This is a genomic window from Rhizobium sp. Root491 (assembly GCF_001427205.1).
Taxonomy (GTDB): domain Bacteria; phylum Pseudomonadota; class Alphaproteobacteria; order Rhizobiales; family Rhizobiaceae; genus Agrobacterium; species Agrobacterium tumefaciens.
This window is the reverse complement of record NZ_LMFF01000001.1, coordinates 882,988-908,426: the sequence shown is the minus strand read 5'-3', so window position 1 is coordinate 908,426 and position 25,439 is coordinate 882,988. Positions and strand designations below refer to the sequence as shown.

Below are 25,439 nucleotides of genomic sequence, written 5' to 3'. Positions count from 1 at the left end.
AAGGATGACGGTGGTGCCGCCAAACGGCTTTGATCGCAGGCAACGAAACATGTCTCGCCCCTTTGGCCTGTTTTGCCGGGGGCGGGCATGAGCGCGTCCATTGCAAGATATCTCAAGGATTTCGGTGACGTGCAGCCCGCGGGACTGACGTTCGGCGAACCGTTGGCGGATGTCGACGGCATTTCCGGTTTTGGCGATATTGCGGCCGGTTTCGATGAATTCGAGCCGCTCGACGTCGAAAGCGAAAAGCAGGCCGCCTATGCCCGTGGTCACGAGGATGCGACCCGCGAGATCACGGAGAAAATGCAGGCCGAGCGCGAGGAGCTTCTTGCTGCTCATGCCGCAGAACTCGAAGGCTTACGTTCCGTCTATCTGGAAGAAATTGCCGTTTTCCTGTCGCTAAGGCTGCGTGAAGGCATCGATGCGATCGCGACCAATCTCAGCGAACAGACCGCCAATATCCTTGCCCCGGTTCTGACCGAAGAGCTGTCGCTGAAGGCGGTTTCGGCGCTTGCGGATGTCGTTCGCGCTTCCATGCCGGATGGCGAGGCCGTGACCCTTGTCGTGAAAGGCCCGAAAGATTTGTTTGAGCAGCTGAAGACGCAGCCGGGCTTTGAAGAAGAGACGATGAAATTTACCGAGACGACAGATATCGATCTCTCCGTTGAGTTGGGTGAAAGCGTGTTCGTCACGCGCATGTCCGCCTGGGCGTCCAGTCTTCGCAAGGTGATGAAATGAGTGAAGGCGAAAATCACCACCACGGCAAGAACGAGATCATCATCGTCAAACGCCACAAGGGCGGGCACGATGGCGCCCATGGCGGCGCGTGGAAGATCGCTTATGCCGACTTCATGACGGCCATGATGGCGTTCTTCCTCGTCATGTGGCTGGTCAACGCCGCAAACGAGGAAACCAAGGCCTCGGTCGCCAGCTATTTCAATCCGATAAAGCTGTCCGATGAGAAACCCTCGTCCAAGGGGCTGGAAAAACCCGTGGACAAGGAAGAGGGCGTCGAGAAGAAAGACCAGTCCAACATAAAGGCGGAAAAGGTCACCCAGGGTTCGGCCGCTGCGACAGGTGAAGACCTGACTTCCCAGACCGGGGAGCAGTCGAACTTCTCCGAAGCGGACTTTTTCGAGAATCCCTATTCCGTTCTGGCGGAAATTGCCCAGCAGGTCGGGCAGCAGGCCAATGTCAGCGCCAAGGGCGAAGGTGGTGCTGCCGATTCCGGCCCGGCGACGGGTGCGAGCGGCGGTGAGGCTTACCGCGATCCCTTCGATCCCGATTTCTGGACCCAGCAGGTGAAGATCACACGTGCGGACCAGCAGCAAAATCCGGTCGAACAGCAGCAATCTGCCGAGAACAAGCAGCAGGACGCTGCCAAGGATAATGAAGCGGTTGCGGCTAAATCGTCTCAGCAGCCAGCCGATGGTGCAGATCACGGCAAGGCCATGGAAGTCGCCGCCGTGGTGCCGCAGCAGCGGCCGGGTGCCGCAGAGCAGGCAGCACTTACGCAGCCTCAGCCGGAGCAGCAGCAAGGTACTGCTGCGCAGAAGGAAGAGGCCAAAGAGCTGCGCCAAGAGATCGAGAAGCAGATATCCGGCATTAGCGGCAAGCTCGCCGAAGGTCTGGTGGTGACGCCCGCCGAAGGCGGATTGCTGTTGACCATTTCCGACCAGACGGAAACGCCGATGTTCAATGTCGGATCGGCTGTGCCCCGCGGCGAAATGGTCCTGGCCATGGAGAAGATCGGCAAGTTGCTTCAGGAGCGTGGCGGCAGCGTGGTGATCCGCGGCCATACCGATGGACGCCAGTTCAAGGGTGAGGCCAATGACAATTGGCGGCTTTCCATGGACCGCGCGCATAGCGCCTATTACATGCTGGTTCGCGGCGGCCTGTCGGAAGAGCGGGTGAAACAGGTTTCGGGTTTTGCGGACCGCAGATTGCAGGTGCCGGCAGACCCGCTGGCGAATGCGAACCGCCGTATCGAAATCCTGCTTGAGGCCGATCGGGGGTGAGTGTGACGAAATCCTCGAAACGTTGGGTTTTTCTTGCGGCGACACTGTGTGGTCTCGGTGCCGAACCGGCGAAGGTTTTTGCGCAATCGCAAGACAACCTCATGCCCTATGCCATGTTGCGCTCCCTGCAGTTCGTGCAGGATTCGGTCACCATGGGAGACCATTCAGCAACCGAAATGCAGCGGTTTCTGCTCCAGACGATCGACGAGCGGCTTAAGAGCGCACCTTCGGCGATCTTCAAGGATCCGCGCAATGTCGATGCGGCGCTTGTCTACGCGATGAGCGGCGGCAATCCGGCCACGCTCGAATTGCTCGTCGCGCGGGATGTGGACGGCAATTTCGACAGCCGCGTCGCCGATATTCTGCGCAAATATCTGTCCGGCAAGGGAACGCTGGTCGCCCAGAGCATCGCGGCCATGGTGCCCGAGTATCGCGGCACGAGAATTGGCGCCTATCTCGCACTGATCGGCGGCAATGTGACGATCCCCCGCGATCCGGTGGCTGCCCTCGGTTTCTATGACATAGCCCGGCTCGAAGCGCCCGGTACCATCGTGGAGGAGGCTGCACTCCGCCGCTCGCTTGCTATCGCCGTTGAAGACGGCGATGCCGGGCGTGGCGTCGAATATGCACAGCGTTACGCGCGGCGGTTCCTGCATTCGCCCTATGCCAGCCAGTTCGCGGACCTTCTGGTCTCACTGGTGGTCAAACGTGTCGATTCCATCGGGCACGACACGATAGAGGAAACATTCGCCATGATGGACGCGGAGAGGCAGAAGGAAGCTTATCTGCGCCTGTCCCGTCTCGCGGCGATCAGCGGCAAGGATTCGCTGGCGCGCATGGCGGCGTTAAAGGCGAAAACGCTGTCGCCGGATATGCCGGACCAGCCGCAAGTTCAGGCAAATCTCTATGAAAGCCTTTCCAATATCGGCACGCCCGATGTGGTGAGCGCGATTGAAACAATCGGGCAAATTCCCGAGGCCCAGCTTTCGGATCGCGACAGGGCCCTGCGGGACGCGGCAAGGGCAATCGCCGACCAGGTGGTTCGTCCGCCTTCCCCGCAGCCTGGCGCCGATCCCGGTGTCACGGCAGGGCAGGGGGCCGGGTCGGGCGCGCCCGCGAATGAGGCGGCCAGTGCCGAGACCAAGGGCATATGGAGAGTTGAAAACCACAAGGCTGAGGATGAGGGCGAGAACGTCCGGCAACTCGTGACGAGCGGCCGCAGTAAGCTCGATGAAATCGACAGCCTTTTGAAGAAAGGCGAGGGGGCACCATGATCGACGCAACCATCAACGCGATAGTGAATGCGCCATATAACGATCCGCGCGCTGGCAGCGCCAGTGTGAGGGACGACGCCAAAGGCGGAAGTTTCGGCGACACCCTCGCGACGGTCAGGGAAGAGCGCCCGCCGCAGGCACCGCATTCGCGTCATCAGCAGGAAGCGGGATCGGCTGAGGAGCAGAATGTGCAACCGGATGACGATGCTGAAAAGACGGATGTGCCGGTCAAGCGGCCCCCGAGCTTCCTGAACGTGCTCGTCAAGGACCATTCCGGAGAAGGCCATGGTCACGAGGCGCTGGCGGAGCTTCAGAATGCGATTAAGACGGCGCACACATCGCCTGAAAACGGCAAACCTGGCAAGAAGGTCAAGGACGCCGACAAGGAGAGCCAGACGGCGGCGGATGCAATCGATCCGAAGCTGGCAGAGCTGCAGACGCTCACGGCCAATGTCGGCGATATCGTGACAGCCAAGACGCCCCTTGAGGAAATTGCGCAGGCGATTGCCGGCAAGGCCGATGTCAAATCCGAAAAGGTTGAAACTGTCAGGGGTAAGGCTGAGACTCTGGCGAAGGACATGCACGCACGGACCGAGCTTGCCGGAAACGAAGCCGGATCCGGATCGGGCACTGAAGGCGACGCCTCGGCATTCCGCTTCGCATCTCCTCGTTCCGGCACGGCCCGCGCTCTCGATATGAGTACGGTTCAGCGGGATGGCCGCGTCGAGTTCGATGCCCGGGAAAGCAGTGGCAAGGCGACCGAGACGATTACCGTTCTTGATTCGCGGCGGTTCATTGGTCTGGCACCTTCATCCAACGCCTCGGCTCTGACTGGCCTCATCGCCAATGATTCTGAATGGGTTAGCGCCATGCAGCCCGGCTCGTCGCTGTCCAATGAGGCGGCCCAGAGCAGCACCGGCAAAGTCGTCCATACGCTGAAGCTGCACATGACGCCAATCGAGCTGGGATCGGTGACGATGTCGTTGCGTCTTGCCGGCGATGAGCTTGCCGTTCACATGACGGTGGAGAACGTGGCCGCCTACAAAAAGCTTCAGCAGGACAGCAAGAGCATCCTCGAGGGCCTCAAGGCGCAGGGTCTGACGGTCGATAACATCACGATCAGCATTGCTTCTTCTGACAAGAGTGACCAAACGGGCACACAAGCCAACAATCAGCAAAATCAGCAGGCGCAGCAGCAGGGCCAACAGGCCGCCGCAGGGCGCAACCGTGACGAGTCCGGCACACGCGGCGGACGGCAGGGCAATGGTGATAATTTGGGGGTGCATAATGAAGGCATGGATGGCGCTCTTGGCTCTGCCCGCACTTCTGCTGACAACGGCGTTTACCTCTGAAAACGCCTCCGCTTCGGCAACGTCAGGTGTCTGTGAAAGGGAAATTCAGTCCGCCGCCCGCAAATACGGCGTGCCGGAGGGAATTCTCTATTCTGTCGGCCTGACCGAGACCGGTCGCAAGGGTCGGCTTGACCCCAACGCCATGAATATTGAGGGAAAACCGGTATTTGCCTCCTCCACCGAGGAGGCATTGACCACTTTCGAGACGGCAAAGCGCAACGGCGCCAAGCTGATCGACCTCGGATGCATGCAGATAAACCACTATTTCCATGGCGAAAACTTCACATCCGCGCGTGAAATGTTCGATCCGCGCCGCAATGTCGAATATGCCGCCATGTTCCTGCGCAATCTCCACAACAGGCATGAAACCTGGACCATGGCGGTCGCCCGCTATCATGCCGGGCCCAACAACGACCCGGCTCAAAAGAAATATGTCTGCCGGGTGATCGCCAATCTGGTGGCGACGGGCTACGGAAAATGGACCGCCAACGCGAAAAATTTCTGCGACGGATAACAACCATCGATTGTTTTGGTGCGGTCAAGGACTCGCAATTTGAAATGTGGCGAGAGAAAGCCCTAAAAAAGGCGTCGCAAGCGATTTTTTCGGATTTTTGAAATTTTTACACAAAAATTTTGTACCGTATATGGTTAACAACCACTATATATAGATCAAATCGGCACAAAATGGTTAATCAATTATTAATAACTATCGATGATTTCCTACAGTTGTCGCTGAATCCCCCGATTCGTACCAATGCCGCATTGGAAAACACCACACTGATTCGGAGGCGGACGAATGATCGTAGTGGTTGATGAGCGCGAGCTCGTTAAAGACGGCTATACTTCTCTATTTGGGCGTGAGGGCATCCCCTCGACCGGTTTCGATCCGGTCGAATTCGGGGAATGGGTCTCGACGGCAGCGGACAGCGATCTGGCGGCCGTAGAGGCATTCCTGATCGGTCAGGGCGACCGGAGCTTCTCCTTGCCGAAGGCGATCAGGGATCGCACGACGGCACCGGTGATCGCGGTCAGCGACCAGCCCTCGCTGGAATCGACTCTGGCGCTGTTCGACAGCGGCGTCGACGATGTCGTGCGCAAGCCGGTTCACCCCCGTGAAATCCTTGCGCGTGCGGCGGCGATCCGTCGCCGCCTGCAGGTTATCTCGAATTTCACCGATGCGGGACCGATCCGGGTTTTCTCCGACGGTCGTGATCCCGAAGTCGGTGGCGAGGTCTTTGCCTTGCCGCGACGCGAGCGCCGCATCCTTGAATATTTGATTGCCAATCGCGGACGCCGCGTTTCCAAGGCGCAGATTTTCAATGCCATCTACGGCATCTTCGATGATGACGTCGAAGAGAACGTCGTGGAAAGCCACATCAGCAAGCTGCGCAAGAAGCTTCGCAAGAAGCTCGGCTACGATCCGGTCGATTCCAAGCGTTTCCTCGGTTACAGCATTGATTGGCAATAATATTCATTCATCCGCGTGGTCTTTTTCAAACGCGGTATTTCAGACAGCTTCACGCAAGCCAAACGCTTTACCTTCTCCCTGAAGATGACCACGAGGGTTTTTGAATGAGTATTTTCGGCACTATGCGAACCGGTGTGTCCGGCATGAATGCACAGGCTAACAAGCTGGGAACCGTTGGCGACAACATCGCTAACGCAAGCACCACCGGCTACAAGCGCGCATCGACGTCGTTCTCCTCGCTCGTTCTGCCCTCCTCGTCGGGCAGCTATGCATCCGGCGGCGTGCAGTCCAACGTTCGCTACAGCATTTCAGAGCAGGGCAACCTGTCCTACACCACGTCGAGCACCGATCTTGCCATTCAGGGCAACGGTTTCTTCGTGGTTCAGGATGGTGGCGGCACGCCTTATCTCACACGTGCCGGCTCGTTCGTGAAAAATGCGGAAGGCTACCTGGAAAACGCAGCGGGCTTCCAGCTGATGGGTTACCCCTACGGGGCAAATGCGCCAGCTGCCGTCGTCAACGGCTTTACCGGCCTTGAGGCCGTCAACGTCAATAATTTCGGCCTGACAGCATCGCCCTCCACGCAGGGCAGCTTCCCGGCCAACCTCAATCGCGATGAAGCCGCTGTTGCGGCGGGCTCGCGTCCGAGCGACAACCTTGCAACATCGACGATCGGTAACAAGACATCGTTGACGGCGTACGACAGCGGTGGCGCGAAGGTTCTCTACGATTTCTATTACACCAAGACCGGCGCCAATACCTGGGAAGTGGCAGTCTATCGTCAGGACCAGTCGACCAATGGCGGCTTCCCTTACACGGCGACCCCAGCAGCGAACCTTGTCAAGGAATCAGTCACGCTGGCATTCGACCCGGCGACCAATAAGCTCACACCTACCTCTCAAAAGTCGATCACCATCAACGACACGGTCAGCGGCGTCCCGCAGGCAATAAGTATCGACCTGTCCGACATGTCGCAGTTCTCGACGAAGTTCACGCCCGGCACCGCGATCCTGAACGGTAACGGCCCGAGCCAGATCAAGGACGTGGAAATCGGCAAGGACGGCGTAGTGACTGCAGTCTATCAGGATGGTGGCCGCCGCAACATCTACCAGCTGGCGGTTGCCACGGTGCCGAGCGTCGACAACCTCTCCCCTCAGAACGGCAACGTTTATCTGCCGAGCAACGAGTCGGGCGTCGTCACCATCGGTTTCCCGCAGACGGGCAGCTTCGGTTACATCCAGAAGGGTGCGCTTGAGGGCTCGAACGTCGATATCGCCAGCGAACTCACCGATATGATTGAATCCCAGCGTATCTATACAGCGAATTCGAAAGTCTTCCAGACCGGGTCGGATTTGATGGATGTCCTGATCAATCTGAAGAGATAGTAATTCTCACGAGGACAAATGAATGTCGCTCACGTCAGCAATGAATACTGCGCAGTCGATCTTCAACAATACAGGTAAGCAGACGGACGTTACTTCGAAAAACATTGCCAATGTGAGTAATGCGAACTACGTCAAGCGAACCGCCATTCTCGGTACGACCATGTCAGGTGCAAGTATTGTCGCCAACGGCCGTGCCCAGAATGAGAGCCTCCTGAGGCAGACGATCTCCAGTGCATCACTCGCTTCCGGCCAGAAAACCGTTCTGACCGGGCTCGAGGAGATGAAAAGCCTTTTCGGCGGCAACGATTACGAGAGTTCGCCTGCCACCTATATGAAGGAACTGCTGAAGAGCCTCGACGGTTACGCCTCAAAGCCGAGCGATTCCGCGCTTGCTGCGACTGCGGTTACATCAGCCGTGGACGTCGCCAATTCCCTGAACAAGGCTTCGTCCGAGTTGCAGGCGATGCGCCTGCGTGCCGACAAGGAAATGTCCCTTCAGGTCGACAAGCTGAACGGCCTGCTCGCGAAATTCGAGGAAGCCAATAACGAGGTCAAGGCGCAGACCGCGATCGGCGGCAATCCAAGTGATGCTCTCGACCAGCGCGAGACGCTGCTGAAGGACATTTCGTCCATCATCGGGATCAACGTCGTCAATCGTGAAAACAACGACGTGGCGCTCTACACGGCGGATGGCGCGACCCTGTTCGAAGTTGTACCGCGCAAGGTTACTTTCAAGGCGCAGCCGGGCTACGACGCGACGGTCACGGGGAACGCGATCTACGTTGATGGCGTCGCGATCAAGGCGAGCAGCGGCAGCAACACGACAGCGGAAGGTTCGCTTCAGGGTCTGATGCAGGTTCGTGACGACCTGGCGCCAACCATGCAGAGCCAGCTCGACGAAATTGCGCGCGGCCTCATCACCATGTTTGCGGAAAAGCCGGCCAGCCCCACCAGCACGCTGCCGAAGATGCCAGGCCTCTTCACCTACGGCTCCCCTGCGGCCACAACCATTCCGGCAAGCGGTGTTGTCTATCCCGGGCTCGCTGCGAGCATTACCGTCAACCCTGCGTTAATTATTTCCAAAGGTGGAAACCCGGAATTGTTGCGTGACGGCGGTATCAACGGTACCGCTTATGTAATCAACAGCACAACTTCAGGCGGAACCGGGTTTTCCGCACTGATCGACAGCTATGTCACTGCTTTTGACGCGCCCATGAATTTTGCCGCGTCGACACGTATCGATACGAATACAAGCATCCTGAAATACGGCACCAACTCGGTGGGGTGGCTCGAACAGGAACGATCCGGCGCAACTTCGGCAAACGAAGCGAAAAGCGCGCTCTATGAGCGCTCCGCCACCTCCTATTCGAACAATACTGCCGTCAGCCTGGATGAGGAGCTTTCGCTGCTCATGGATATCGAGCAATCCTACAAGGCCGCCACGAAGCTGGTGACCACCATCGACGACATGCTCAAGTCGCTGATGGATATGGTGAGGTAATAGATGAAAACGTCCTTCATTTCATCGCTGGCGATGCAGAACAGCATGCGCAGCACCATCCTCAAGGCCCAGCTTGAGATGACGAACCTCAATACCGAGCTGACCACGGGTAAACATGCGGACCTGGGCGTGACGCTGGGTGCCAACACGGCCCGCAGTCTTGACCTTAATCGCGATGTCGATCGTCTCTCTTCGCTCGTCAGCGTCAATTCCATCGCCACGCAGCGCCTCAAGTCCTCTCAGGCGGCACTTGATGGCATGGCAAAGGCCGCCCAGGAAATTCAGAAGGTTCTTGTTCCGAATACCAGCAGCGCAGCACCAACGCTGGCAACGGTCGCCAAAACCATTTCGAATGCGTTCAACACCTTCACCGGTTTTGCCAATACGGCAGTCAGTGGCGAATTTCTGTTTTCCGGCATCAATACGGATGTGAAGCCTATCGATGACTACTTTGCCGAAGGATCGACGCTGAAGGCAGCCTATGAGGTTGAGCTGAACGCGTTCATGGCCGCACAGACACCTGCGGTCGGTAACATTGCCGACCTGTCCAAGGATCAGGCCGCGGCATTCATGACCCGTATCGAAGGCGTGTTCAACGGTACTACGCCGGTTACGAACCCACCGCACAGCGATCTGACGGCCGGCCAGAATTACGATTTCTGGACGACCTATGGGTCGAAGGCGAGCGACACGAACATGACGAGCCGCATCAGCCAGAACGAGGTGGTCGAGACATCGACCAACAGCAACTCGCAGGGCATGCGTTATTTCGCGATGACAGCAATGACGGCGATGACGTTCCTTGATGACAAGGTCCCAAGCGACGTTCGCGAATTGGTGGCAACCAGGTCGGTGACCAATATAGGCACGGTCATTAGTGGTTTGAACCAGCAGCAGAGCCAGCTCGGCCTTTCCGAAAGCCGTGTTTCGAAAGCGAACGACTCGCTCGCCGCCCAGAAAAAGATCATCGAGACTCATCTGCTGGATATCGAGGGGATCGATACCTACGAGGTGAAGACACGCCTGGATCTGCTCCAGCAGCAGATTGAAATTGCCTACAGCCTTACGTCGCGTCTGCAAAAAATGAGTCTGGTAAACTACCTCTGATGAACAGGGGTGGCGGCAGATAAAGGATACATGAATGTACCAGTTTTCCTACGCCGAAATCATGGAGGATGGTGTCGCAGACGCGAAGGATCGCGAGCGGCAGGCGTTGACAAAATCGATCGATCTACTGGTGGAGGCAAAGGATTCCTCTTCCCAGCGCCACACGATCGAAGCGCTTTTTTACACTCGACGGGTCTGGATCCGCTTCATTGAGGACCTCAAGCAGCCCGAAAACCAGCTGGCCATGGAACTCAGGGCAAATCTGATTTCGATCGCGATCTGGATTTTGAAAGAGTGCGAACTGATCCGGAAACGTCAGTCGACGAATTTCCAGGGTATAATTGACGTGACAACCATCATCAGGGATGGACTGAAATGAAAAGTACACTTCGAATCTCGCTGAAATCGGGCGAAAAGATTTTCATCAACGGCGCGGTTTTGCGGGTGGATCGCAAGGTGGCCCTCGAATTCCTGAACGACGTCACGTTCCTGCTTGAAAACCACGTCCTGCAGCCGGAGCAGGCGACGACGCCGCTCAGACAGCTTTATTTCATCGCCCAGATGATCCTCATCAATCCGGAAGGACGCGAACAGTCGACGAACCTGTTCCGTAAATCCGTGAGCATGCTGCTGAATTGCTTCCAGCATGAGGAGATTCTGGCCGAACTCAAGCGTATCGACGGTCTGGTTGCCTCGGGTAAGGCTTTCGAAGCGCTGAAGGCCATTCGTGGCCTGTACCCGACCGAGGAAAAGATCCTCAACAATCAGGAAATGACCCCCGCAACGATCGAGCAGATTCGCAAGGAGATCGCACCATGGCGGTAGATGCAGTCACGTCGGCAGCCTCTAACCCCTGGGCAAATGCCGGGGCGAGCAGCAACGACAAAAGCGCGGCCTCGCTTAACTACGACAGCTTCCTGAAGCTTCTCATCGCCCAGATGAAAAACCAGGATCCGACCAGCCCGATGGATGCCGGCCAGCAGATGTCGCAGCTTGCGAGCTTCTCGCAGGTCGAGCAGACGATCAAGACCAACACCCATCTGAAGAGCATGCTGCAGGCCGAAGCCCTGACGCGCGCTTCCGACCTGGTTGGCAAAACGGTCAAGAGCGCCGACGACAAGGTCACCGGCGTGGTAAAGGAAGTCGAAGTCTATTCGGACGGCGTCGTCGCCATCACAGAAGCTGGTGACAAAGTGCTGCTGCAGGCCGGTGTGACCTTCTCGAACGGTCCGATCGCGACTACACCTGATAGCGGCACCGATTCGGACGTGCCGGCAGGTTCCTGACATTGAAGAGGCGGCATGATGCCGCCTTTCCGGAATAAAGGATGCGACGATGAACGAGGCCGATGCGCTTGATATCATGCAGGCGGCAGTCTGGACGGTTCTCGTCGCGGCCGGTCCCGCCGTTCTCGCGGCCATGATCGTTGGTGTCGCCATCGCCTTCATCCAGGCCCTGACCCAGGTTCAGGAAATGACGCTGACCTTTGTCCCTAAAATCGTAACGATCATGATCGTTCTCGGCGTTGCCGCCCCGTTTGTGGGCGCGCAGATCGCCCTTTTTTCCAATCTCGTCTTTTCGCGGGTTCAGTCGGGCTTCTGACGCCCGTCCCGTCTGGATGCCATCCTCGCGCAAGCTTCAGCGACTAGGGATAGGCTGAAGCATCGGGCTGAATTGCGTCAGCGATTTTAGAAAACCGGTGCCGCGGAACCGTGCGGCGGCTTTTCCGTCGCCCTTCTCATGAAGAGACAGGACGATTTTATGGCGCAACCACCAGTCATTTCCTTGCCCAAGGTAAGCCCGAGCATGCGGGATGTCGGTTTCGCATTGGGCATCGTGTCGATCCTCTGCGTGCTGTTCCTACCGATTCCGGTCGTTCTGGTGGATGTCGGGCTGGCCTTTTCCATAGCACTTTCGGTCCTCATCCTCATGGTGGCGCTCTGGATCCAGCGTCCGCTGGATTTCTCGTCTTTTCCAACCGTGCTGCTGATCGCGACCATGATTCGCCTGTCGCTGAACATTGCGACGACGCGTGTCATCCTTTCGCACGGCAACGAGGGGCCCACGGCGGCGGGCGGCGTGATTGCGGGCTTCTCCAGCCTCGTCATGTCCGGCGACTTCGTGATCGGTCTGATCGTCTTTCTGATCCTGATCACCGTCAACTTCATCGTTATCACCAAGGGTGCCACCCGTATCGCCGAAGTCGGCGCGCGCTTTACGCTGGATGCCATTCCCGGCAAGCAGATGTCGATCGATGCCGATTTGTCCGCCGGCATCATCGATGAAAAGGAAGCGCAACGCCGTCGCCGCGAGCTGGAAGAGGAAAGCTCGTTCTTCGGTTCGATGGACGGTGCCTCGAAGTTCGTACGCGGCGACGCGATCGCCGGCCTGATCATCACCGCGATCAATATTTTCGGCGGCATCATCATCGGTTACTTCCGCCACGGCATGCCGATCGGCGAGGCTGCCGATGTTTTCGTAAAGCTTTCGGTCGGCGACGGTATCGTTTCGCAGATCCCGGCCCTTATCGTGTCGCTGGCGGCCGGCCTTCTGGTGTCGCGCGGCGGCACCTCGGGATCGACGGATCAGGCCGTCATCAATCAGCTGAGCGGATATCCGCGTGCCTTGATGGTCGCAGCCATGCTGATGGGGCTTCTTGCCGTCATGCCGGGATTGCCCTTCCTGCCCTTCACGCTTTTGGGCGGCATCATGGCCTTCGGCAGCTGGTATATTCCGCGCCAGGTCGAAGCGGAAAGCGCGCAGCGCCGTCAGGAAGAGGAGGACAAGGTTCTCCAGACCAACGAAGCGGAAAAGGACTCCGTCAAGCAGGTCCTCAAGACGTCCGAAATCGAACTTGCCCTCGGCAAGCAGGTTTCGACCCGCCTCCTCGGCGCGCATCAGGAACTGGCTTTCCGTGTCGGCAAGATGCGCAAGAAATTCGCGACCCAATACGGCTTCGTGGTGCCGGAGATCAAGGTCTCCGACGACATCATGATCCCGGAAAAAGCCTACCAGATCCGTGTCCATGGCACGACGATCGCGTCGAGCAATCTGCGCGTTGGCGATGTTCTTGTCGTGACGGGGGCAGGGCGCAAGCCGAGCATTCCGGGCGACGAAATCCGCGAACCCGCCTTCGGCATGCCGGCCGTTTCCATTCTCGAGACATTCACCGAGGATTTGAAGCGCGAAGGTTTCCACCCGATCGACAATGTCTCTGTGGTGCTGACGCATCTGAGCGAAGTCATTCGCAACAATCTGCCGCAATTGCTGTCCTACAAGGACGTCAAGATCCTCATCGACCGGCTGGACCCGGAATACAAGAAGCTTGCCGACGAAATCTGCTCGTCGCACATGTCCTATTCCGGCCTGCAGGCCGTGCTGAAACTGCTGCTCGCCGAACGTGTGTCGATCCGCAACCTGCATCTCATTCTGGAAGCGGTCGCCGAACTTGCCCCGCATGTGCGCAAGACCGAGCAGATCGTCGAACATGTACGGGTGCGCATGTCGCAGCAGCTCTGCGGCGATCTTGCCGACAATGGCGTATTGCGTGTGCTTCGCCTCGGCAACAAATGGGACATGGTCTTCCATCAGGCGCTCAAGCGCGATCAAAAGGGCGAAATCGTCGAATTCGATATCGATCCCCGCCATCTCGAGGAATTTTCCGAGCAGGCATCGAAAGTTATCCGTGAATTCATGGATCGCGGACTACCCTTTGTCCTTGTCACGTCGCCGGAAACACGGTCCTATGTGCGCATGATCATCGAACGACTCTTTGCGACCCTGCCGGTTCTCTCGCATGTGGAACTGGCCAAGGGGCTGGAGATCAAGATTCTGGGCGCCATTTCATGATAACCGACCCGCAAGGGACAATTATCGCATTGTTCCTTGCAATTTGCCGTATCGGCGCCTGCTTCATGACCATGCCGGGCTTTTCCAGTTCGCGCATCTCGCCGCAGATACGCATTCTCCTGTGCGTTGCGGTGTCCATGGCGCTTCTGCCGGTACTGTGGGATACGATCTATCCGAAAGTCTCCGGCGCAAGCCAGGGCGCCGTTGTCGGCCTCATCTTCACCGAGATCGTCATTGGCGCAATGTACGGGCTGATCGCGCGGTTTTACACGCTCGGCTTCCAGTTCACGGGCGCGCTCATCGGCGCATCCATCGGGCTTAGCGCTCCCGGCGGAGCGGATGCCGTTGAAGACGTGCAGGAAAACCAGATATCGAACTTCATCACCTTCGGTGGGCTCATGGTGCTGTTCATCCTGGATTTCCATCATATCGTCCTGCGGGCGCTGGTCGATTCCTACGCCACGACACCGGTCGGCGCGCTCATCAGCGGCCAGAAGATGCTGATAACCCTGACAGACACGCTGCGCGCCTCCTTTTCCATCATGCTGCGGCTTGCCAGCCCCTTTGTAATTTACGGTCTGATGTTCAACGTTGCGGTCGGCCTCATCAACAAGCTGGCGCCGCAGATACCGGTCTACTTCATATCGACGCCTTTCGTTCTCGCGGGCGGTATTTTCATGCTTTACCTGTCGATCGCGGCCCTCATCCGGCAATTCGTGGATGGTTTCGGCCCGGTCTTCATCGGCTTCTGATCTGGAGAAAACGCCATGGCTTCGGACAAGCGTTCGGCCAAACTCAAGCGCCTGGTAACGGTCCAGCGCCACATGGAGAAAATGGCCGAGGTGGAACTGGCCGACACCACCCGCGTACGTGCCGAAGTGGCGCAATCCATGGAGAACGTGCTTGAAGCGATGAGTTCCATGGAGCCGGTCCACCAGACGTTCTCCAGGCACTATTCGGATCGTTACGGCCGCCTTGTCGTCAAGGACCGTCAGCTCTCCGGCGTGCAGCAATTGCAGGAAAACAAGGTGCTCAAGGAAAAGACCAAGGCCGACCGGCTGGAGGACAGGATGCACCTCGCGCGCGATCTCGAGGATCGGGAGGCCGACGACAATGCAATCTACGATCTGTTAGAAATCACGAACGCATCCCGGACACCAGCCTCCAGCAAGGTTGGCGATCCATAGTCTGTCCCGTTGTTGCATCGTTGGGCGTCCAGAGAGACGTATTCAGCGGTGTTTCTTGATTGAGCGAACGCCCCGGTTTTAATGCCGCCCGTTCGTCAGCTCGGGAGTTCTGGACGTGGCGATATCGGTTATAAGCGATCTGGTGATGGATGTGGTTCGCGCTGCGGACCCTCAGGAAGTGCAGGTCGCCCAGGAAAAATTGAAGGCGAACAAGGCGGCTTTCGCTGCGACGAGCCTTGCCGATTCGGGCAAGGGCTTTGGCGCTGCCATTGATATGCTTGACAGCGCCACCTCGAAGGCAGGTCTCGGCAATACCAACATCCGCTCTGCCCGTACCGAAGTTCCGGAAACATATCGCAAGTATGAGGCTTCCGTGCTTCAGACCTTCGTTGCCAACATGCTGCCGAAAGACAGCGAGGAGGTCTACGGCAAGGGCAACGCCGGCGAGATCTGGAAAAGCATGATGGCGGAACAGTTTGCCGACACGATCTCCAGAAATGGCGGCGTTGGCATTGCAGAACAGGCCTACAAGGATGCGTTGCGGAAAGCCGAGAGCAAAGGCATTACCGACGTATCCATGAATGACAAAGACCATAATGCTGCAATTCGGATGGTGGCGGAGTTCGAAAGGCAGGTCCTCGGCGTTTCCAATGATAAAACGGACGAGGCTTGAGCATGATAAATCATAACGAGGAGACAAGCATGGACCTTATGTCGAACGACCACCGCATCAAATCCGTTCTCGGCCGTCTTGAAATGATCATCGACAATGAGAATGACAATATCGGTAAGGACCCCCAGTTCGATTTCAAAGTCTCCAATGCCCATAAAAGCCGTTGCCTCTATGAGTTGACGATGTTGTTCCGCGATACGCCCCATGAGGAAATCGCCGCCGGACATCTCGATCAGGTGCAGGGCATCAAGTCCAAGCTCGCGACCAATGCCAGCCGCGTCGAGGCGCATCTGAATGCGGTTCGCGCTGTTGCGGATCTTCTCAAGACCGCGATCCAGGAAGCCGATACGGACGGCACCTATTCCCAGGAACAGTTCATGTACGGCGCAGCCTCCTGATGTTGAAGCTTCTTCTCACCGGCGTCTGGGTTTGCGCCGTCACGCTCGGCGCGGTGTATTTCTCCGTCCAGATGGCGACGGCCCCCTCGTCGGGAGATGAGGCGGGGGCGAAAAAGGCAAGTCTGCAATTGGTCAAAGGCGAAAGCATCACCATCCCCGTCATCAATGACGGTGGTGTGAACGGTTATTTCCTCAGCCGCATTTCCTTGCGTGTCGACAAGGACAAGATGGCGAAGATCGAACTGCCCGCAACGCAATTGATGACCGACGAACTCTTCACGCTTCTGGCGGGTTCTTCCATGGTCAACATCGCCAATATCTCCACCTTCGACCCTGATGTCTTCAAGCAGCGCATCCGAGAGGGGCTGAACAAGAAACTTGGAGACGAGGTGGTCGGGGACGTCCTGATCGAGCAGCTCGATTATCTATCGAAGGCCGATATTCGCGAGCAAAAGGGCAACGGCTCGCCCCGGTCGGTGAAGCTTGTCGAAGGCGAGAAAGTCGACACCGGAAAAGAAGCGGCCCCAAGCCACTGATGGCGGCGCGGTGCAGGCCACCGGTCTGGTTAATCGCCCCTTTCTATTTTCCGGAATATTCGATCGGTTGCCTTCAGGGTAAATTCAACCAGCACCTGTATAAACAGACCCATGAGCTGCCGTCCCGCAAACCATGCGCCGGATTGGCGGCGGTGGATTTGGCATTCGGGGGCTCGCATGAATTTCGCAGCAGATTTTGCGCGGACGGGATCGCAACGGAATATTCACGGACTGCGCGTCTGTGATCTGGACTGGAACGGGGCGCTGGAAATGGTCAGCGGCCAGGCTTCAGCTTGTGATGGCCACACGATGCTCTCGTTTCTTACCATCCAGAATGCCAGGCTGTCCCTCAAGGACATTGCTTACAGGCAGATTCTGGAAAGCTGTCTGCTTCTGCCGCAGGGCAGGGGGATGAATGCCGCCGCACGCGCCGAACACGGCAAGCCTCTGCCCGAGACCATCGATGGCGTTGCCTTCGTCATGGCACTTCTGACCTATATGGCGGTGCCGAAACGTATCGGCGTTGCGGGGGATGATGCAGCACAGGTCGGAGAGGTCCTCGCCAAGCTGCGCGCACATGCGCCCTGGCATGATTTCGTGATGCTGAACCGGGATACTTCGGGCGTGAAGGTGGATGTCGTGCTGGCGGGCATGCTTGCGGAAAACCAGGAGAAATGGCTGCATCGCAGCATCAATCGCGATGATGCGCGTCTCGTCATCGCGGTCGGTCCCCTGTTCAAGGTGCTGGCGTCCGAAGTGGCTGGCATGCCCGAAATCTTTCGCAAGCTGCATATGAGCTGGCTTTACAGCCTTTGCGCCGAGCCCTGGCACATCGCGCTCGGCAAGGGCTGAGGCGGGTCGGCAAGGCCCGCGTTAACCATTTGTTTGCCACGATCCTTTAACCTCCCGTAAGGTTTTGAAAGCCGCCTGTTGCGGGCGGCGCCGAGCGTGGCAGACGGCTTCAGATGGTTGATCACAGTCCCGATATGATGGCGACGCGCCCTGATGAGGATGGTGTTGCCGTGCCTGCGTCGCAATTTCGCAAACGTTGTCTGCGGCTTCTGACAGCCGGTTGCGTAGCCGCCGCCACCGTTGTGGGGGCTGCACTTCCGCTGCTGCTCATCGATTCCGGTTTTCGCGGATATGTTTCGCAGGCGCATGTCGAGGTTACCCAGACCGGCTACGATGCACCCGATGCGGCACGCTTTCTTGCCATGGCCCGCCGCACCCTGCTTTCTCCTTCCGGTCTGGACCGTATAACGGGCGACCTCAAATTGAAGCCCGCCGACATGGTCGGCGTTCGCAATCAGGGCGAACTTGGCCTGCTTTTCGACCTTTTGACCGGGGCGGATACCCGTTCGCTTTCCCCGCGTGAAGCATTGAACGGTGCTGTGGGCGAGGCGATCCGCCTGGAACTGACGCCGGATGAAAACACGCTGATCGTAACCTCGAAGGCAGCGACGCCGGAAACCGCGATGCGGCTTACGGATTATCTTTCGATGCGTGTCATGGCGGATGGCAAGGCCGGCACCATGACGCCCGCCATGCGCGAGACGGAGCGGGCGCGCACCCGGTTGGACGAGGCGGAAGCCGCCTTGAACGGTTTCCAGATGCGCCACGGCGAGACCGTCCTGGCGGAAGTGCAGCAACTCGAGCAGCAATTGCGCGACCTCAATGACAGCCTTGCGGGGACGACCCAGCAGCAGCAGTCGCTTCAGACGGATCTGGCGGTGGCCACCGGCCTCAAGCCGAATGACGTATTGTCAAAGCCCCTGCCGTCAGGCGCTGCTTTCTCTGTGCTTGAGGACATCAGGCAAAGACATGCAAGTGCCAGCATGGCGCTTTCAGGCGTCTCGGTCGATTACGGCCCGAAACATCCCCGCCGCATCGCCGCCCAGAATGCCGTAGATGCCGTGCAGCCGCTTGTCGCTCCCGCATTGCGTCAGCTGGTCGATGGCTTGCGCGCCGATGAGAAGCGCGTCGCACAGGAAGTTGCAACCGCGAACGCCGAACGAACGAAACATCTCGACCGCCTGAGCAGCCTTGGTGTCACGCCCGGTGAATTCTCCAGATTGCAGGGTGAACTGGAAACGGCGCGAAATACCTATCTTGAGGCGAGCGAGCGTCGGGACATGTCCTCATCCACCACAACCGCCGTTGAGACCCGCCTCACCAGGAAGGCCGGACCGGGCGAATTGTCGCGCGACCTCACACAAGCCGCTATGCTGGCAGGCGGTGGCGCGTTGCTCGGCCTGCTGGGCAGCCTGTATCTCCTGAGCTACCGTCGCCATGACGAGGAAGAGGCACTCATCTTTGATGATGCGCACGTTCTGCCCTCCGAAAAAGCGCCTGAGCAATCGGGGCAGTTTCCCGAGTTCGAGCCGATCGAGCCGGATGTGTTCCATGATCTGGAAGAACTGGCCGCGGATAGCGAATTCGAGCCGGAGGCTGAGTTCGCGGACTATTACGCCGGGGCGGCGAACGATAGCGGATTCGATACCGATGACATTCCGCTGGACGAGCGTGTGCGGCAGGTTCTGATGGGCAACCGCACCGTCAGGAATACCCCCCAGACGACACCGGAGCTGCCGCCATTGCTCAGTGAAGCCCTTGCCGGGCATTTCGATCACGAGCAGGCCGAAGCCGAGGAATTGGCGGAATTGAGACGCGAGTTGGCGCTCTTGAGGGAGCGCCTCGCCGATTACGCCGAGCATCGCGACGACTACCGCAAAACTGCCTGACGAAGCTGCATTTTTGCTTGCATTCCTGCAAAGTCGGCACCATACGGGGCCAACGTAATCCAGCAGGAGCAGGACGCATGGCAGTTGTGATTGACGGAAAGGCAAAGGCGGCTTCGGTAACGGAGGCGGTCCGCAAATCGGCAGAAACGCTTGAGGCGGAACAGGGTGTGAAGCCCGGTCTCGCGGTTGTCATCGTCGGCAACGATCCGGCCAGCCACGCTTACGTGAATTCCAAAAGCAAGACAGCCAAGCAATGCGGCTTCAATTCCGTTCAGCACACGCTGCCGGAAGAAACAACTCAAGATCAGCTTCTGAAGTTGGTCGGTGAACTGAACGCCGATCCCTCCATCCACGGCATTCTGGTACAGCTTCCTTTGCCGAAACACTTCAATTCCGATGAGATCATCCAGTCGATCCTGCCCGAGAAGGATGTGGATGGCCTGAGCGTGCTGAACGCCGGCAAGCTGGCGACCGGCGATCTCGCAACCGGCCTCATCTCCTGCACGCCAGCCGGCGCCATGCTTCTGGTGCGCAGCATTCACGGCGAAGATCTTTCCGGCCTGAACGCCGTGGTCATCGGCCGCTCCAACCTCTTCGGCAAGCCGATGGGCCAGCTTCTCCTGAATGCCAATGCCACGGTGACGATGGCGCATTCGCGCACCAAGGATCTCGCCACCGTCTGCAAGACGGCCGATATTCTCGTGGCGGCGGTGGGTCGCGCGGCAATGGTCAAGGGCGATTGGGTAAAGCCCGGCGCGACCGTCATCGATGTCGGCATCAACCGCATTCCCGCTCCGGAAAAGGGTGAAGGCAAATCGAAGCTGGTCGGTGACGTCGCCTATGATGAGGCAAGCGCAGTCGCTGCTGCCATCACCCCCGTTCCGGGCGGCGTAGGCCCGATGACGATTGCCATGTTGATGGCCAACACCGTCATCGCCGCCTATCGCGCACTTGGAAAGACCGCACCGAAGTTCTGAAATCGGTAGTTACTCTTTCGGAGCCGGTCCTGTGGAGGCGCGGACGACAAGTTCCGCCTTCCAGAGTTCCTGATGAGGTTCGGTCTGGTTAAGCTTGATCCGGTTGATCAGGCGCTGCCCGACACGCACCCCCGCCGCCCGCAAGGATGAGCGGGTGGTGGTGAGCGGCACCGAGAAATTGTCGGGCTTCAACAGCGGCAATACATCGTCATGGGCAATCAGCGAAATATCCTTGCCCGGTTTCAAGCCGCGCTGGTTGAGCGAGCGGATCACGCCGAGTGCCAATGCGGTACTCGCGCATACAATGGCGGTTGGTCGTTCCGGCTGTGACAACAGCGCTTCCATGCCGAGATAACCCTCCTCGTCGGTCATGCTGCTGTGTCTTGTATTTTCCGGGCGCAATGTCAGACCGTTTGCCGTCAGCGCCTTTTCCACCCCGAGACAGCGGCGGAAGGTGAAGTCGTAGCCCTCCGGCCCGTTCAGAAGCCCGATCCGCTTGTGGCCAAGCTGAAGCAGCAGCTGGGTCGCATCGCGAAATGCGGCCTCATTGTCCACGTCGAGAAAGGGATAATCCTCTTCCACGCCGATGGAGCGGCCATGGACGAGGAAGGGCAGGGAAAGCGATTGCATCATGGCGATGCGGGCGTCGTTCTTCTTCATATAGGCGAGGTAGATGCCATCGACGCTGCCGCTCGCCGCCAGCCCCCGCAGGGCTTCCCGTTCCTTTTCCGGCTCCGTGGGCGTGATGACGAGGTGAAATCCGCTGCGAGCCGCTTCTTCGCCTAGACCGCTCAGGAATTCGCCGAAATGCACATCCGAGCGGTGGTGCTCGCCAACCGGCATGACCAGTCCGATGGAGCCGACCTTGCCGGTCGCCAACCGTTGCGCCGCGGCATTCGGGCGATATCCGGTCTTTTCGGCGGCTTCCATGACGCGGCGGCGCGTCTCTGCGCTCACCTCGGGATATCCGTTGAGCGCTCTGCTGACGGTTGTCTGAGAAATCCCCAGCAGTTGCGACAACTGTTTCAGGTTCATGTCTGTTTTTCCTCCATGCGCGCGCATCGGAAATGGCAAAAGCCTCTCCTCTAACTCCCAAAGCGCTTTAGTTTTTTACCAGTCCCTGCCGGTTTTCTCAATCGAAAATGATAGCCGCCTTTCTAAGTAAGTATGACTATTCATACGACAATGCGGCATGTCCAGCGAAAGAGCCTCTTGACTCCTTCTCAATGACAATGAGATGAATAGGCAGCCAAAGCGCTTTGATTTATGGGAGATGCTTTGAGCCTTTTATGTGATGGGAGGTAAATCACATGCAGAAGACCTTTTTGGCGACGGCGGCTTCTATAGTGCTGCTGTCGGGTTCGGCCTTTGCCGCCGATCTGAAATTCGCGCCCGGTCAGGATGCCAAGTTCAACTGGAAAAGCTACGAAGACTTCAAGGCGGCCCATGCCGACCTGAAAGGTCAGACGCTGACGATTTTCGGGCCCTGGCGCGGTGAGGACGAGGCGCTGTTCCAGACGGTGCTGGCCTATTTCTCCGACGCGACCGGCGTGAACGTCCGCTATTCCTCCTCGGAAAACTACGAACAGCAGATCGTCATCGACACGCAGGCGGGTTCTCCGCCCAACATCGCCATCCTGCCGCAGCCCGGTCTTCTGGCCGATCTCGCCGCCAAGGGTTTTCTGGTTCCGCTCGGCGATGAGACCGCAAACTGGGTCAAGGACAATTACGGCGCTGGCCAGTCCTGGGTTGATCTCGGCAGCTACAAGGGCAAGGACAGCAACAAGGCTTACTTTGCATTTCCCTTCAAGGCCGACGTGAAGTCGCTCGTCTGGTACGTACCTGAGAACTTCGAGGAAGCGGGCTATAAAGTGCCCGAGAGCATGGAAGACCTGTTCAAGCTGACGGACCAGATCGTTGCCGATGGCGGCACACCCTGGTGCATCGGCCTCGGTTCCGGCGGTGCGACCGGCTGGCCGGCAACGGACTGGGTGGAAGACCTGATGCTGCGCACGCAGCCACTCGACGTCTATCAGAAATGGACGACGAACGAGGTGAAGTTCACCGATCCGGCCGTAGTTGCGGCAATCAATGAATTCGGCAAATTCGCCAAGAACGAAAAATATGTCAGCGGCGGCGTTGCGGCTGTGGCCTCCACCGACTTCCGCGACAGCCCGAAGGGTCTCTTCGACATTCCGCCGAAGTGCTACCTCCACCATCAAGCGTCCTTCGTGCCGTCCTTCTTCCCTGATGGTACCAAGGTCGGAACGGATGTGGATTTCTTCTATATGCCGACCTATGCCGCAAAGCCGGAACTCGGCAAGCCAGTTCTGGGCGCCGGCACGCTCGTCACCATTACCAAGGAAGCGCCCGCCGCCAAGGCTTTCGTCGACTTCCTGAAAACCCCGATTGCCCACGAAGTCTGGATGGCACAGTCCAGCTTCCTGACGCCGTATAAGGGTGTGAATGTCGATACCTATGCCAATGAGCAGATGAAGCGCCAGGGTGAAATCCTCACCTCCGCAACCACCTTCGGCTTTGACGGTTCCGACCTGATGCCGGGCAAGATCGGCGCGGGTGCATTCTGGACCGGCATGATCGATTTCGTCGGCGGCAAGTCGGCCGATCAGGTCGCTGCCGATATCCAGAAGGCCTGGGACGGCCTGAAGTAACCTCAACAGAGCTTGACCCGGCGGTGATGCCGCCGGGCCTTTGCCAACGGAACGGCCGTCGACCGCATAAAATCAGCGCGGCGCGGAGAGGATCAAGGGAGGGAACATGGCTCAACAACTCGTTTCTGCCATCGGCGTCATGGTGGCCGGCGTTTTTGCCTGCGCTGCCTATTATTGGCTATCCGACAAACTGTTGCAGGTAATCTTTCCCGTCCGCTCGGGAGACGTGTTGCAGGCATCCCGCAACCTCAACCGCCGCGCGTCGGTCAGGCCCTGGCTGTTCATCGGCCCCGCCCTTCTCCTTCTTCTCGTCTATCTGGTCTATCCCGTCATCGCCACGCTCATCCTCTCGTTCTATGACCGGACCGGCGCCGAATTCGTAGGTCTTGCCAATTATCGCTGGGCATTTTTCGATGCCGGCTTCAGGCAATCGATCTTCAACAACATCCTCTGGCTGGCCGTGGTGCCGGCCGCCTGCACCTTCTTCGGCCTCGTTATTGCTGTCATGACCGACCGCATATGGTGGGGCAACATCGCCAAATCCATCGTCTTCATGCCGATGGCGATCTCCTTCGTCGGTGCCTCCGTCATCTGGAAATTCATTTACGAGTATCGCGCCGAAGGTCAGGTGCAGATCGGCCTCCTCAACGCCGTCGTCGAGTTTTTCGGCGGCAGCCCGGAGGTGTGGATTTCCATGCCCTTCTGGAACAACTTTTTCCTGATGGTCATCCTCATCTGGATTCAGACCGGCTTTGCCATGGTCATCCTGTCGGCAGCGCTGCGCGGCATTCCGGAAGAGACAATCGAAGCGGCCGTCATCGATGGCGCCAATGGCTGGCAGATCTTCTGGAAGATCATGGTCCCGCAAATCTGGGGCACCATCGCCGTCGTCTGGACGACGATCACCATTCTCGTTCTCAAGGTTTTCGACATCGTGCTGACCATGACCAACGGTCAGTGGAACACTATGGTTCTCGCCAACCTCATGTTCGACTGGATGTTCCGCGGCGGCGGTGACAGTGGCCGAAGTGCGGTCATAGCGCTCGTCATCATGGCGGCCGTCACCCCGATCATGGTCTGGAACATCCGCCAGGCGAACCGTGAGATGGAGGGCCGCTGAGATGGATATCGTAAAACGTCTGCGCCGCGTCGGCCTGCCGCGCCTCATCGTCCATGCCAGCGTGCTGGTCGTCGTGCTTCTCTGGCTTCTGCCCACACTCGGTATTCTCGTAAGTTCCCTGCGCGACAAGGACCAGATCACCGTGTCGGGCTGGTGGACGGCCTTTTTCAGTTCCGAGCAGACCGCGGCGGTTCGCCTTGCCGACGCTGCCGTGCAGAAGCAGGACGGGAACCGCTACGTCATATCAGGTAATGTTTTTGAAAGCGGACAGGGGGGCAAGGTTGCAGCCTTCGGCGTTCGCGTGCAGGAGCCGACGGCCTTCAAAGCCGGTGAAGCGGCAGATATCGGCGACGGGGAAACGCTGCTCGTCAACACCGATGGCACCTATGAATACAGCAAGGCCTCAAGCTTCGAGGGTTCTCGCGGCAAGCGCGTCTATATTTCCGTCGCGACACCGCCGGTCTTCACACTCGACAATTATCGAACCGTCCTGACCTCCGAAGGCATCGGCCAGTCCTTCGTCAACTCGCTGACAGTCGCCGTTCCGGCAACCGTCATCCCTATCCTCATCGCCGCCTTTGCCGCCTATGCGCTGTCATGGATGAGCTTTTCCGGCCGCAATTTTCTGATTGCGATGGTGGTGGGCCTGATCGTCGTACCGTTGCAGATGTCGCTGATACCGCTCCTGAAACTCTACAACGAAATCGGCAATATCTTCGGCGTACCGTCCAAGACCTATGCCGGCATCTGGCTGGCGCACACCGCCTTCGGTCTGCCGCTCGCCATCTACCTGTTGCGCAACTACATTTCCGGCCTGCCGAAAGAGATCATCGAAAGTGCGCGTGTCGACGGCGCGAGCGATTTCGAAATCTTCGTCAAGATCATCCTGCCGCTGTCCTTCCCGGCGCTCGCCTCCTTCGCCATCTTCCAGTTCCTGTGGACCTGGAACGACCTGCTCGTCGCCATGGTCTTCCTCGGCACGCAGAAGGATGAGCTGGTGCTGACCGGTGCTTTGAACGCGCTGCTCGGTTCGCGCGGCGGCAACTGGGAAATCCTCACCGCCTCGGCCTTCGTTACCATTGTCGTGCCGCTCGGCGTCTTCTTTGCCCTTCAACGTTATCTCGTGCGTGGCCTGCTCTCAGGCTCCGTCAAGGGAGGCTGATTATCCATGAACGCCCATA

General features: G+C 58.3%; 26 protein-coding genes. 25 read left to right on the top strand and 1 reads right to left on the bottom strand.

What is annotated here, in order from left to right; translation table 11 throughout:
- The first annotated feature begins 87 nt into the window (after window positions 1–87).
- The 22 genes from ASD46_RS04505 (at window position 88) to folD (ending at window position 20,466) form a co-directional block, all read left to right on the top strand.
- Entirely contained in the window at window positions 88–738 is a 651-nt protein-coding gene (locus ASD46_RS04505) for a hypothetical protein (protein ID WP_025592477.1), read from the top strand.
- Window positions 735–2,018 carry a MotB family protein gene (locus ASD46_RS04500; protein ID WP_019564303.1) on the top strand — a complete coding sequence of 428 codons (1,284 nt, stop codon included), beginning with the start codon at window positions 735–737 and terminating at the stop codon, window positions 2,016–2,018. Before ASD46_RS04505 ends, ASD46_RS04500 begins: the two co-directional genes overlap by 4 nt.
- Window positions 2,015–3,292, top strand: a complete 1,278-nt coding sequence (motC, locus tag ASD46_RS04495) for a chemotaxis protein MotC (protein WP_025592478.1) — start codon at window positions 2,015–2,017, stop codon at window positions 3,290–3,292. The genes ASD46_RS04500 and motC overlap by 4 nt, the downstream gene beginning before the upstream one ends.
- Window positions 3,289–4,644 (top strand): flagellar hook-length control protein FliK, encoded by a 1,356-nt coding sequence (locus tag ASD46_RS04490; protein ID WP_025592479.1) that lies wholly within the window; start codon window positions 3,289–3,291, stop codon window positions 4,642–4,644. Before motC ends, ASD46_RS04490 begins: the two co-directional genes overlap by 4 nt.
- On the top strand, window positions 4,592–5,158 hold the full coding sequence (locus tag ASD46_RS04485) for a lytic transglycosylase domain-containing protein (RefSeq protein ID WP_019564301.1): 567 nt from the start codon (window positions 4,592–4,594) through the stop codon (window positions 5,156–5,158). The genes ASD46_RS04490 and ASD46_RS04485 overlap by 53 nt, the downstream gene beginning before the upstream one ends.
- A gap of 282 nt (window positions 5,159–5,440) precedes the next feature.
- Window positions 5,441–6,112 carry a transcriptional activator Rem gene (gene rem, locus ASD46_RS04480; RefSeq protein ID WP_003515107.1) on the top strand — a complete coding sequence of 224 codons (672 nt, stop codon included), beginning with the start codon at window positions 5,441–5,443 and terminating at the stop codon, window positions 6,110–6,112.
- A 104-nt stretch (window positions 6,113–6,216) separates the two neighbouring features.
- Window positions 6,217–7,497: a flagellar hook protein FlgE gene (locus tag ASD46_RS04475; protein WP_003515108.1), complete on the top strand. Its 1,281-nt coding sequence runs from the start codon at window positions 6,217–6,219 to the stop codon at window positions 7,495–7,497.
- Between the two features lie 22 nt (window positions 7,498–7,519).
- On the top strand, window positions 7,520–8,998 hold the full coding sequence (gene flgK, locus ASD46_RS04470; protein WP_025592484.1) for a flagellar hook-associated protein FlgK: 1,479 nt from the start codon (window positions 7,520–7,522) through the stop codon (window positions 8,996–8,998).
- A gap of 3 nt (window positions 8,999–9,001) precedes the next feature.
- The gene (locus ASD46_RS04465; RefSeq protein WP_003515111.1) at window positions 9,002–10,105 is read left to right on the top strand and encodes a flagellar hook-associated family protein; all 1,104 of its coding nucleotides are present in this window, start codon (window positions 9,002–9,004) and stop codon (window positions 10,103–10,105) included.
- A 34-nt stretch (window positions 10,106–10,139) separates the two neighbouring features.
- Entirely contained in the window at window positions 10,140–10,484 is a 345-nt protein-coding gene (flaF, locus tag ASD46_RS04460; RefSeq protein WP_003515112.1) for a flagellar biosynthesis regulator FlaF, read from the top strand.
- A complete protein-coding gene (flbT, locus tag ASD46_RS04455; RefSeq protein ID WP_003515113.1) occupies window positions 10,481–10,930 on the top strand; it encodes a flagellar biosynthesis repressor FlbT in 450 nt (149 codons plus the stop codon). The genes flaF and flbT overlap by 4 nt, the downstream gene beginning before the upstream one ends.
- Entirely contained in the window at window positions 10,921–11,391 is a 471-nt protein-coding gene (flgD, locus tag ASD46_RS04450; protein ID WP_003515114.1) for a flagellar hook assembly protein FlgD, read from the top strand. The genes flbT and flgD overlap by 10 nt, the downstream gene beginning before the upstream one ends.
- Before the next feature lie 49 nt (window positions 11,392–11,440).
- A complete protein-coding gene (locus tag ASD46_RS04445; RefSeq protein WP_003515115.1) occupies window positions 11,441–11,707 on the top strand; it encodes a flagellar biosynthetic protein FliQ in 267 nt (88 codons plus the stop codon).
- Between the two features lie 159 nt (window positions 11,708–11,866).
- Entirely contained in the window at window positions 11,867–13,954 is a 2,088-nt protein-coding gene (gene flhA / locus ASD46_RS04440; protein ID WP_003515116.1) for a flagellar biosynthesis protein FlhA, read from the top strand.
- Window positions 13,951–14,706, top strand: coding sequence for a flagellar biosynthetic protein FliR (gene fliR / locus ASD46_RS04435; protein ID WP_003515118.1), 756 nt, complete (start codon window positions 13,951–13,953; stop codon window positions 14,704–14,706). Before flhA ends, fliR begins: the two co-directional genes overlap by 4 nt.
- A 15-nt stretch (window positions 14,707–14,721) precedes the next feature.
- A complete protein-coding gene (locus ASD46_RS04430) occupies window positions 14,722–15,141 on the top strand; it encodes a hypothetical protein (RefSeq protein WP_003515120.1) in 420 nt (139 codons plus the stop codon).
- 115 nt (window positions 15,142–15,256) lie between these two features.
- Entirely contained in the window at window positions 15,257–15,814 is a 558-nt protein-coding gene (locus ASD46_RS04425) for a rod-binding protein (protein ID WP_003515121.1), read from the top strand.
- A 29-nt stretch (window positions 15,815–15,843) separates the two neighbouring features.
- Entirely contained in the window at window positions 15,844–16,212 is a 369-nt protein-coding gene (locus ASD46_RS04420; RefSeq protein ID WP_003515122.1) for a hypothetical protein, read from the top strand.
- On the top strand, window positions 16,212–16,748 hold the full coding sequence (locus ASD46_RS04415; protein ID WP_003515123.1) for a hypothetical protein: 537 nt from the start codon (window positions 16,212–16,214) through the stop codon (window positions 16,746–16,748). Before ASD46_RS04420 ends, ASD46_RS04415 begins: the two co-directional genes overlap by 1 nt.
- Before the next feature lie 177 nt (window positions 16,749–16,925).
- Window positions 16,926–17,600, top strand: coding sequence for a WecB/TagA/CpsF family glycosyltransferase (locus ASD46_RS04410; protein ID WP_025592490.1), 675 nt, complete (start codon window positions 16,926–16,928; stop codon window positions 17,598–17,600).
- 113 nt (window positions 17,601–17,713) lie between these two features.
- Window positions 17,714–19,489: a hypothetical protein gene (locus ASD46_RS04405; protein ID WP_060641860.1), complete on the top strand. Its 1,776-nt coding sequence runs from the start codon at window positions 17,714–17,716 to the stop codon at window positions 19,487–19,489.
- 77 nt (window positions 19,490–19,566) lie between these two features.
- On the top strand, window positions 19,567–20,466 hold the full coding sequence (folD, locus tag ASD46_RS04400) for a bifunctional methylenetetrahydrofolate dehydrogenase/methenyltetrahydrofolate cyclohydrolase FolD (RefSeq protein ID WP_003515126.1): 900 nt from the start codon (window positions 19,567–19,569) through the stop codon (window positions 20,464–20,466).
- A gap of 9 nt (window positions 20,467–20,475) precedes the next feature.
- Here folD and ASD46_RS04395 read toward each other — a convergent pair whose 3' ends face one another.
- Window positions 20,476–21,501: a LacI family DNA-binding transcriptional regulator gene (locus ASD46_RS04395; protein WP_003515127.1), complete on the bottom strand. Its 1,026-nt coding sequence runs from the start codon at window positions 21,499–21,501 to the stop codon at window positions 20,476–20,478.
- Window positions 21,502–21,776: 275 nt separating this feature from the next.
- On the opposite strand from ASD46_RS04395, the gene ASD46_RS04390 reads away from it, so the two are divergent.
- From ASD46_RS04390 to ASD46_RS04380, 3 genes are all read left to right on the top strand, one after another.
- On the top strand, window positions 21,777–23,138 hold the full coding sequence (locus ASD46_RS04390) for an ABC transporter substrate-binding protein (protein WP_013635489.1): 1,362 nt from the start codon (window positions 21,777–21,779) through the stop codon (window positions 23,136–23,138).
- Window positions 23,139–23,244: 106 nt separating this feature from the next.
- Window positions 23,245–24,258, top strand: coding sequence for a carbohydrate ABC transporter permease (locus ASD46_RS04385; RefSeq protein WP_003515131.1), 1,014 nt, complete (start codon window positions 23,245–23,247; stop codon window positions 24,256–24,258).
- A gap of 1 nt (window position 24,259) precedes the next feature.
- Entirely contained in the window at window positions 24,260–25,420 is a 1,161-nt protein-coding gene (locus tag ASD46_RS04380; protein ID WP_060641859.1) for a carbohydrate ABC transporter permease, read from the top strand.
- The last annotated feature ends 19 nt before the right edge of the window (window positions 25,421–25,439 follow it).

Coding starts and splice junctions, on each gene's coding strand:
- ASD46_RS04505 (WP_025592477.1), top strand. CDS start 88: ATGAGCGCGTCCATTGCAAGATATCTCAAGGATTTCGGTGACGTGCAG.
- ASD46_RS04500 (WP_019564303.1), top strand. CDS start 735: ATGAGTGAAGGCGAAAATCACCACCACGGCAAGAACGAGATCATCATC.
- ASD46_RS04490 (WP_025592479.1), top strand. CDS start 3,289: ATGATCGACGCAACCATCAACGCGATAGTGAATGCGCCATATAACGAT.
- ASD46_RS04485 (WP_019564301.1), top strand. CDS start 4,592: ATGGCGCTCTTGGCTCTGCCCGCACTTCTGCTGACAACGGCGTTTACC.
- rem (WP_003515107.1), top strand. CDS start 5,441: ATGATCGTAGTGGTTGATGAGCGCGAGCTCGTTAAAGACGGCTATACT.
- ASD46_RS04475 (WP_003515108.1), top strand. CDS start 6,217: ATGAGTATTTTCGGCACTATGCGAACCGGTGTGTCCGGCATGAATGCA.
- flgK (WP_025592484.1), top strand. CDS start 7,520: ATGTCGCTCACGTCAGCAATGAATACTGCGCAGTCGATCTTCAACAAT.
- ASD46_RS04465 (WP_003515111.1), top strand. CDS start 9,002: ATGAAAACGTCCTTCATTTCATCGCTGGCGATGCAGAACAGCATGCGC.
- flaF (WP_003515112.1), top strand. CDS start 10,140: ATGTACCAGTTTTCCTACGCCGAAATCATGGAGGATGGTGTCGCAGAC.
- flbT (WP_003515113.1), top strand. CDS start 10,481: ATGAAAAGTACACTTCGAATCTCGCTGAAATCGGGCGAAAAGATTTTC.
- flgD (WP_003515114.1), top strand. CDS start 10,921: ATGGCGGTAGATGCAGTCACGTCGGCAGCCTCTAACCCCTGGGCAAAT.
- ASD46_RS04445 (WP_003515115.1), top strand. CDS start 11,441: ATGAACGAGGCCGATGCGCTTGATATCATGCAGGCGGCAGTCTGGACG.
- flhA (WP_003515116.1), top strand. CDS start 11,867: ATGGCGCAACCACCAGTCATTTCCTTGCCCAAGGTAAGCCCGAGCATG.
- fliR (WP_003515118.1), top strand. CDS start 13,951: ATGATAACCGACCCGCAAGGGACAATTATCGCATTGTTCCTTGCAATT.
- ASD46_RS04430 (WP_003515120.1), top strand. CDS start 14,722: ATGGCTTCGGACAAGCGTTCGGCCAAACTCAAGCGCCTGGTAACGGTC.
- ASD46_RS04420 (WP_003515122.1), top strand. CDS start 15,844: ATGGACCTTATGTCGAACGACCACCGCATCAAATCCGTTCTCGGCCGT.
- ASD46_RS04415 (WP_003515123.1), top strand. CDS start 16,212: ATGTTGAAGCTTCTTCTCACCGGCGTCTGGGTTTGCGCCGTCACGCTC.
- ASD46_RS04410 (WP_025592490.1), top strand. CDS start 16,926: ATGAATTTCGCAGCAGATTTTGCGCGGACGGGATCGCAACGGAATATT.
- ASD46_RS04405 (WP_060641860.1), top strand. CDS start 17,714: ATGGTTGATCACAGTCCCGATATGATGGCGACGCGCCCTGATGAGGAT.
- folD (WP_003515126.1), top strand. CDS start 19,567: ATGGCAGTTGTGATTGACGGAAAGGCAAAGGCGGCTTCGGTAACGGAG.
- ASD46_RS04395 (WP_003515127.1), bottom strand. CDS start 21,501: ATGAACCTGAAACAGTTGTCGCAACTGCTGGGGATTTCTCAGACAACC.
- ASD46_RS04390 (WP_013635489.1), top strand. CDS start 21,777: ATGCAGAAGACCTTTTTGGCGACGGCGGCTTCTATAGTGCTGCTGTCG.
- ASD46_RS04385 (WP_003515131.1), top strand. CDS start 23,245: ATGGCTCAACAACTCGTTTCTGCCATCGGCGTCATGGTGGCCGGCGTT.
- ASD46_RS04380 (WP_060641859.1), top strand. CDS start 24,260: ATGGATATCGTAAAACGTCTGCGCCGCGTCGGCCTGCCGCGCCTCATC.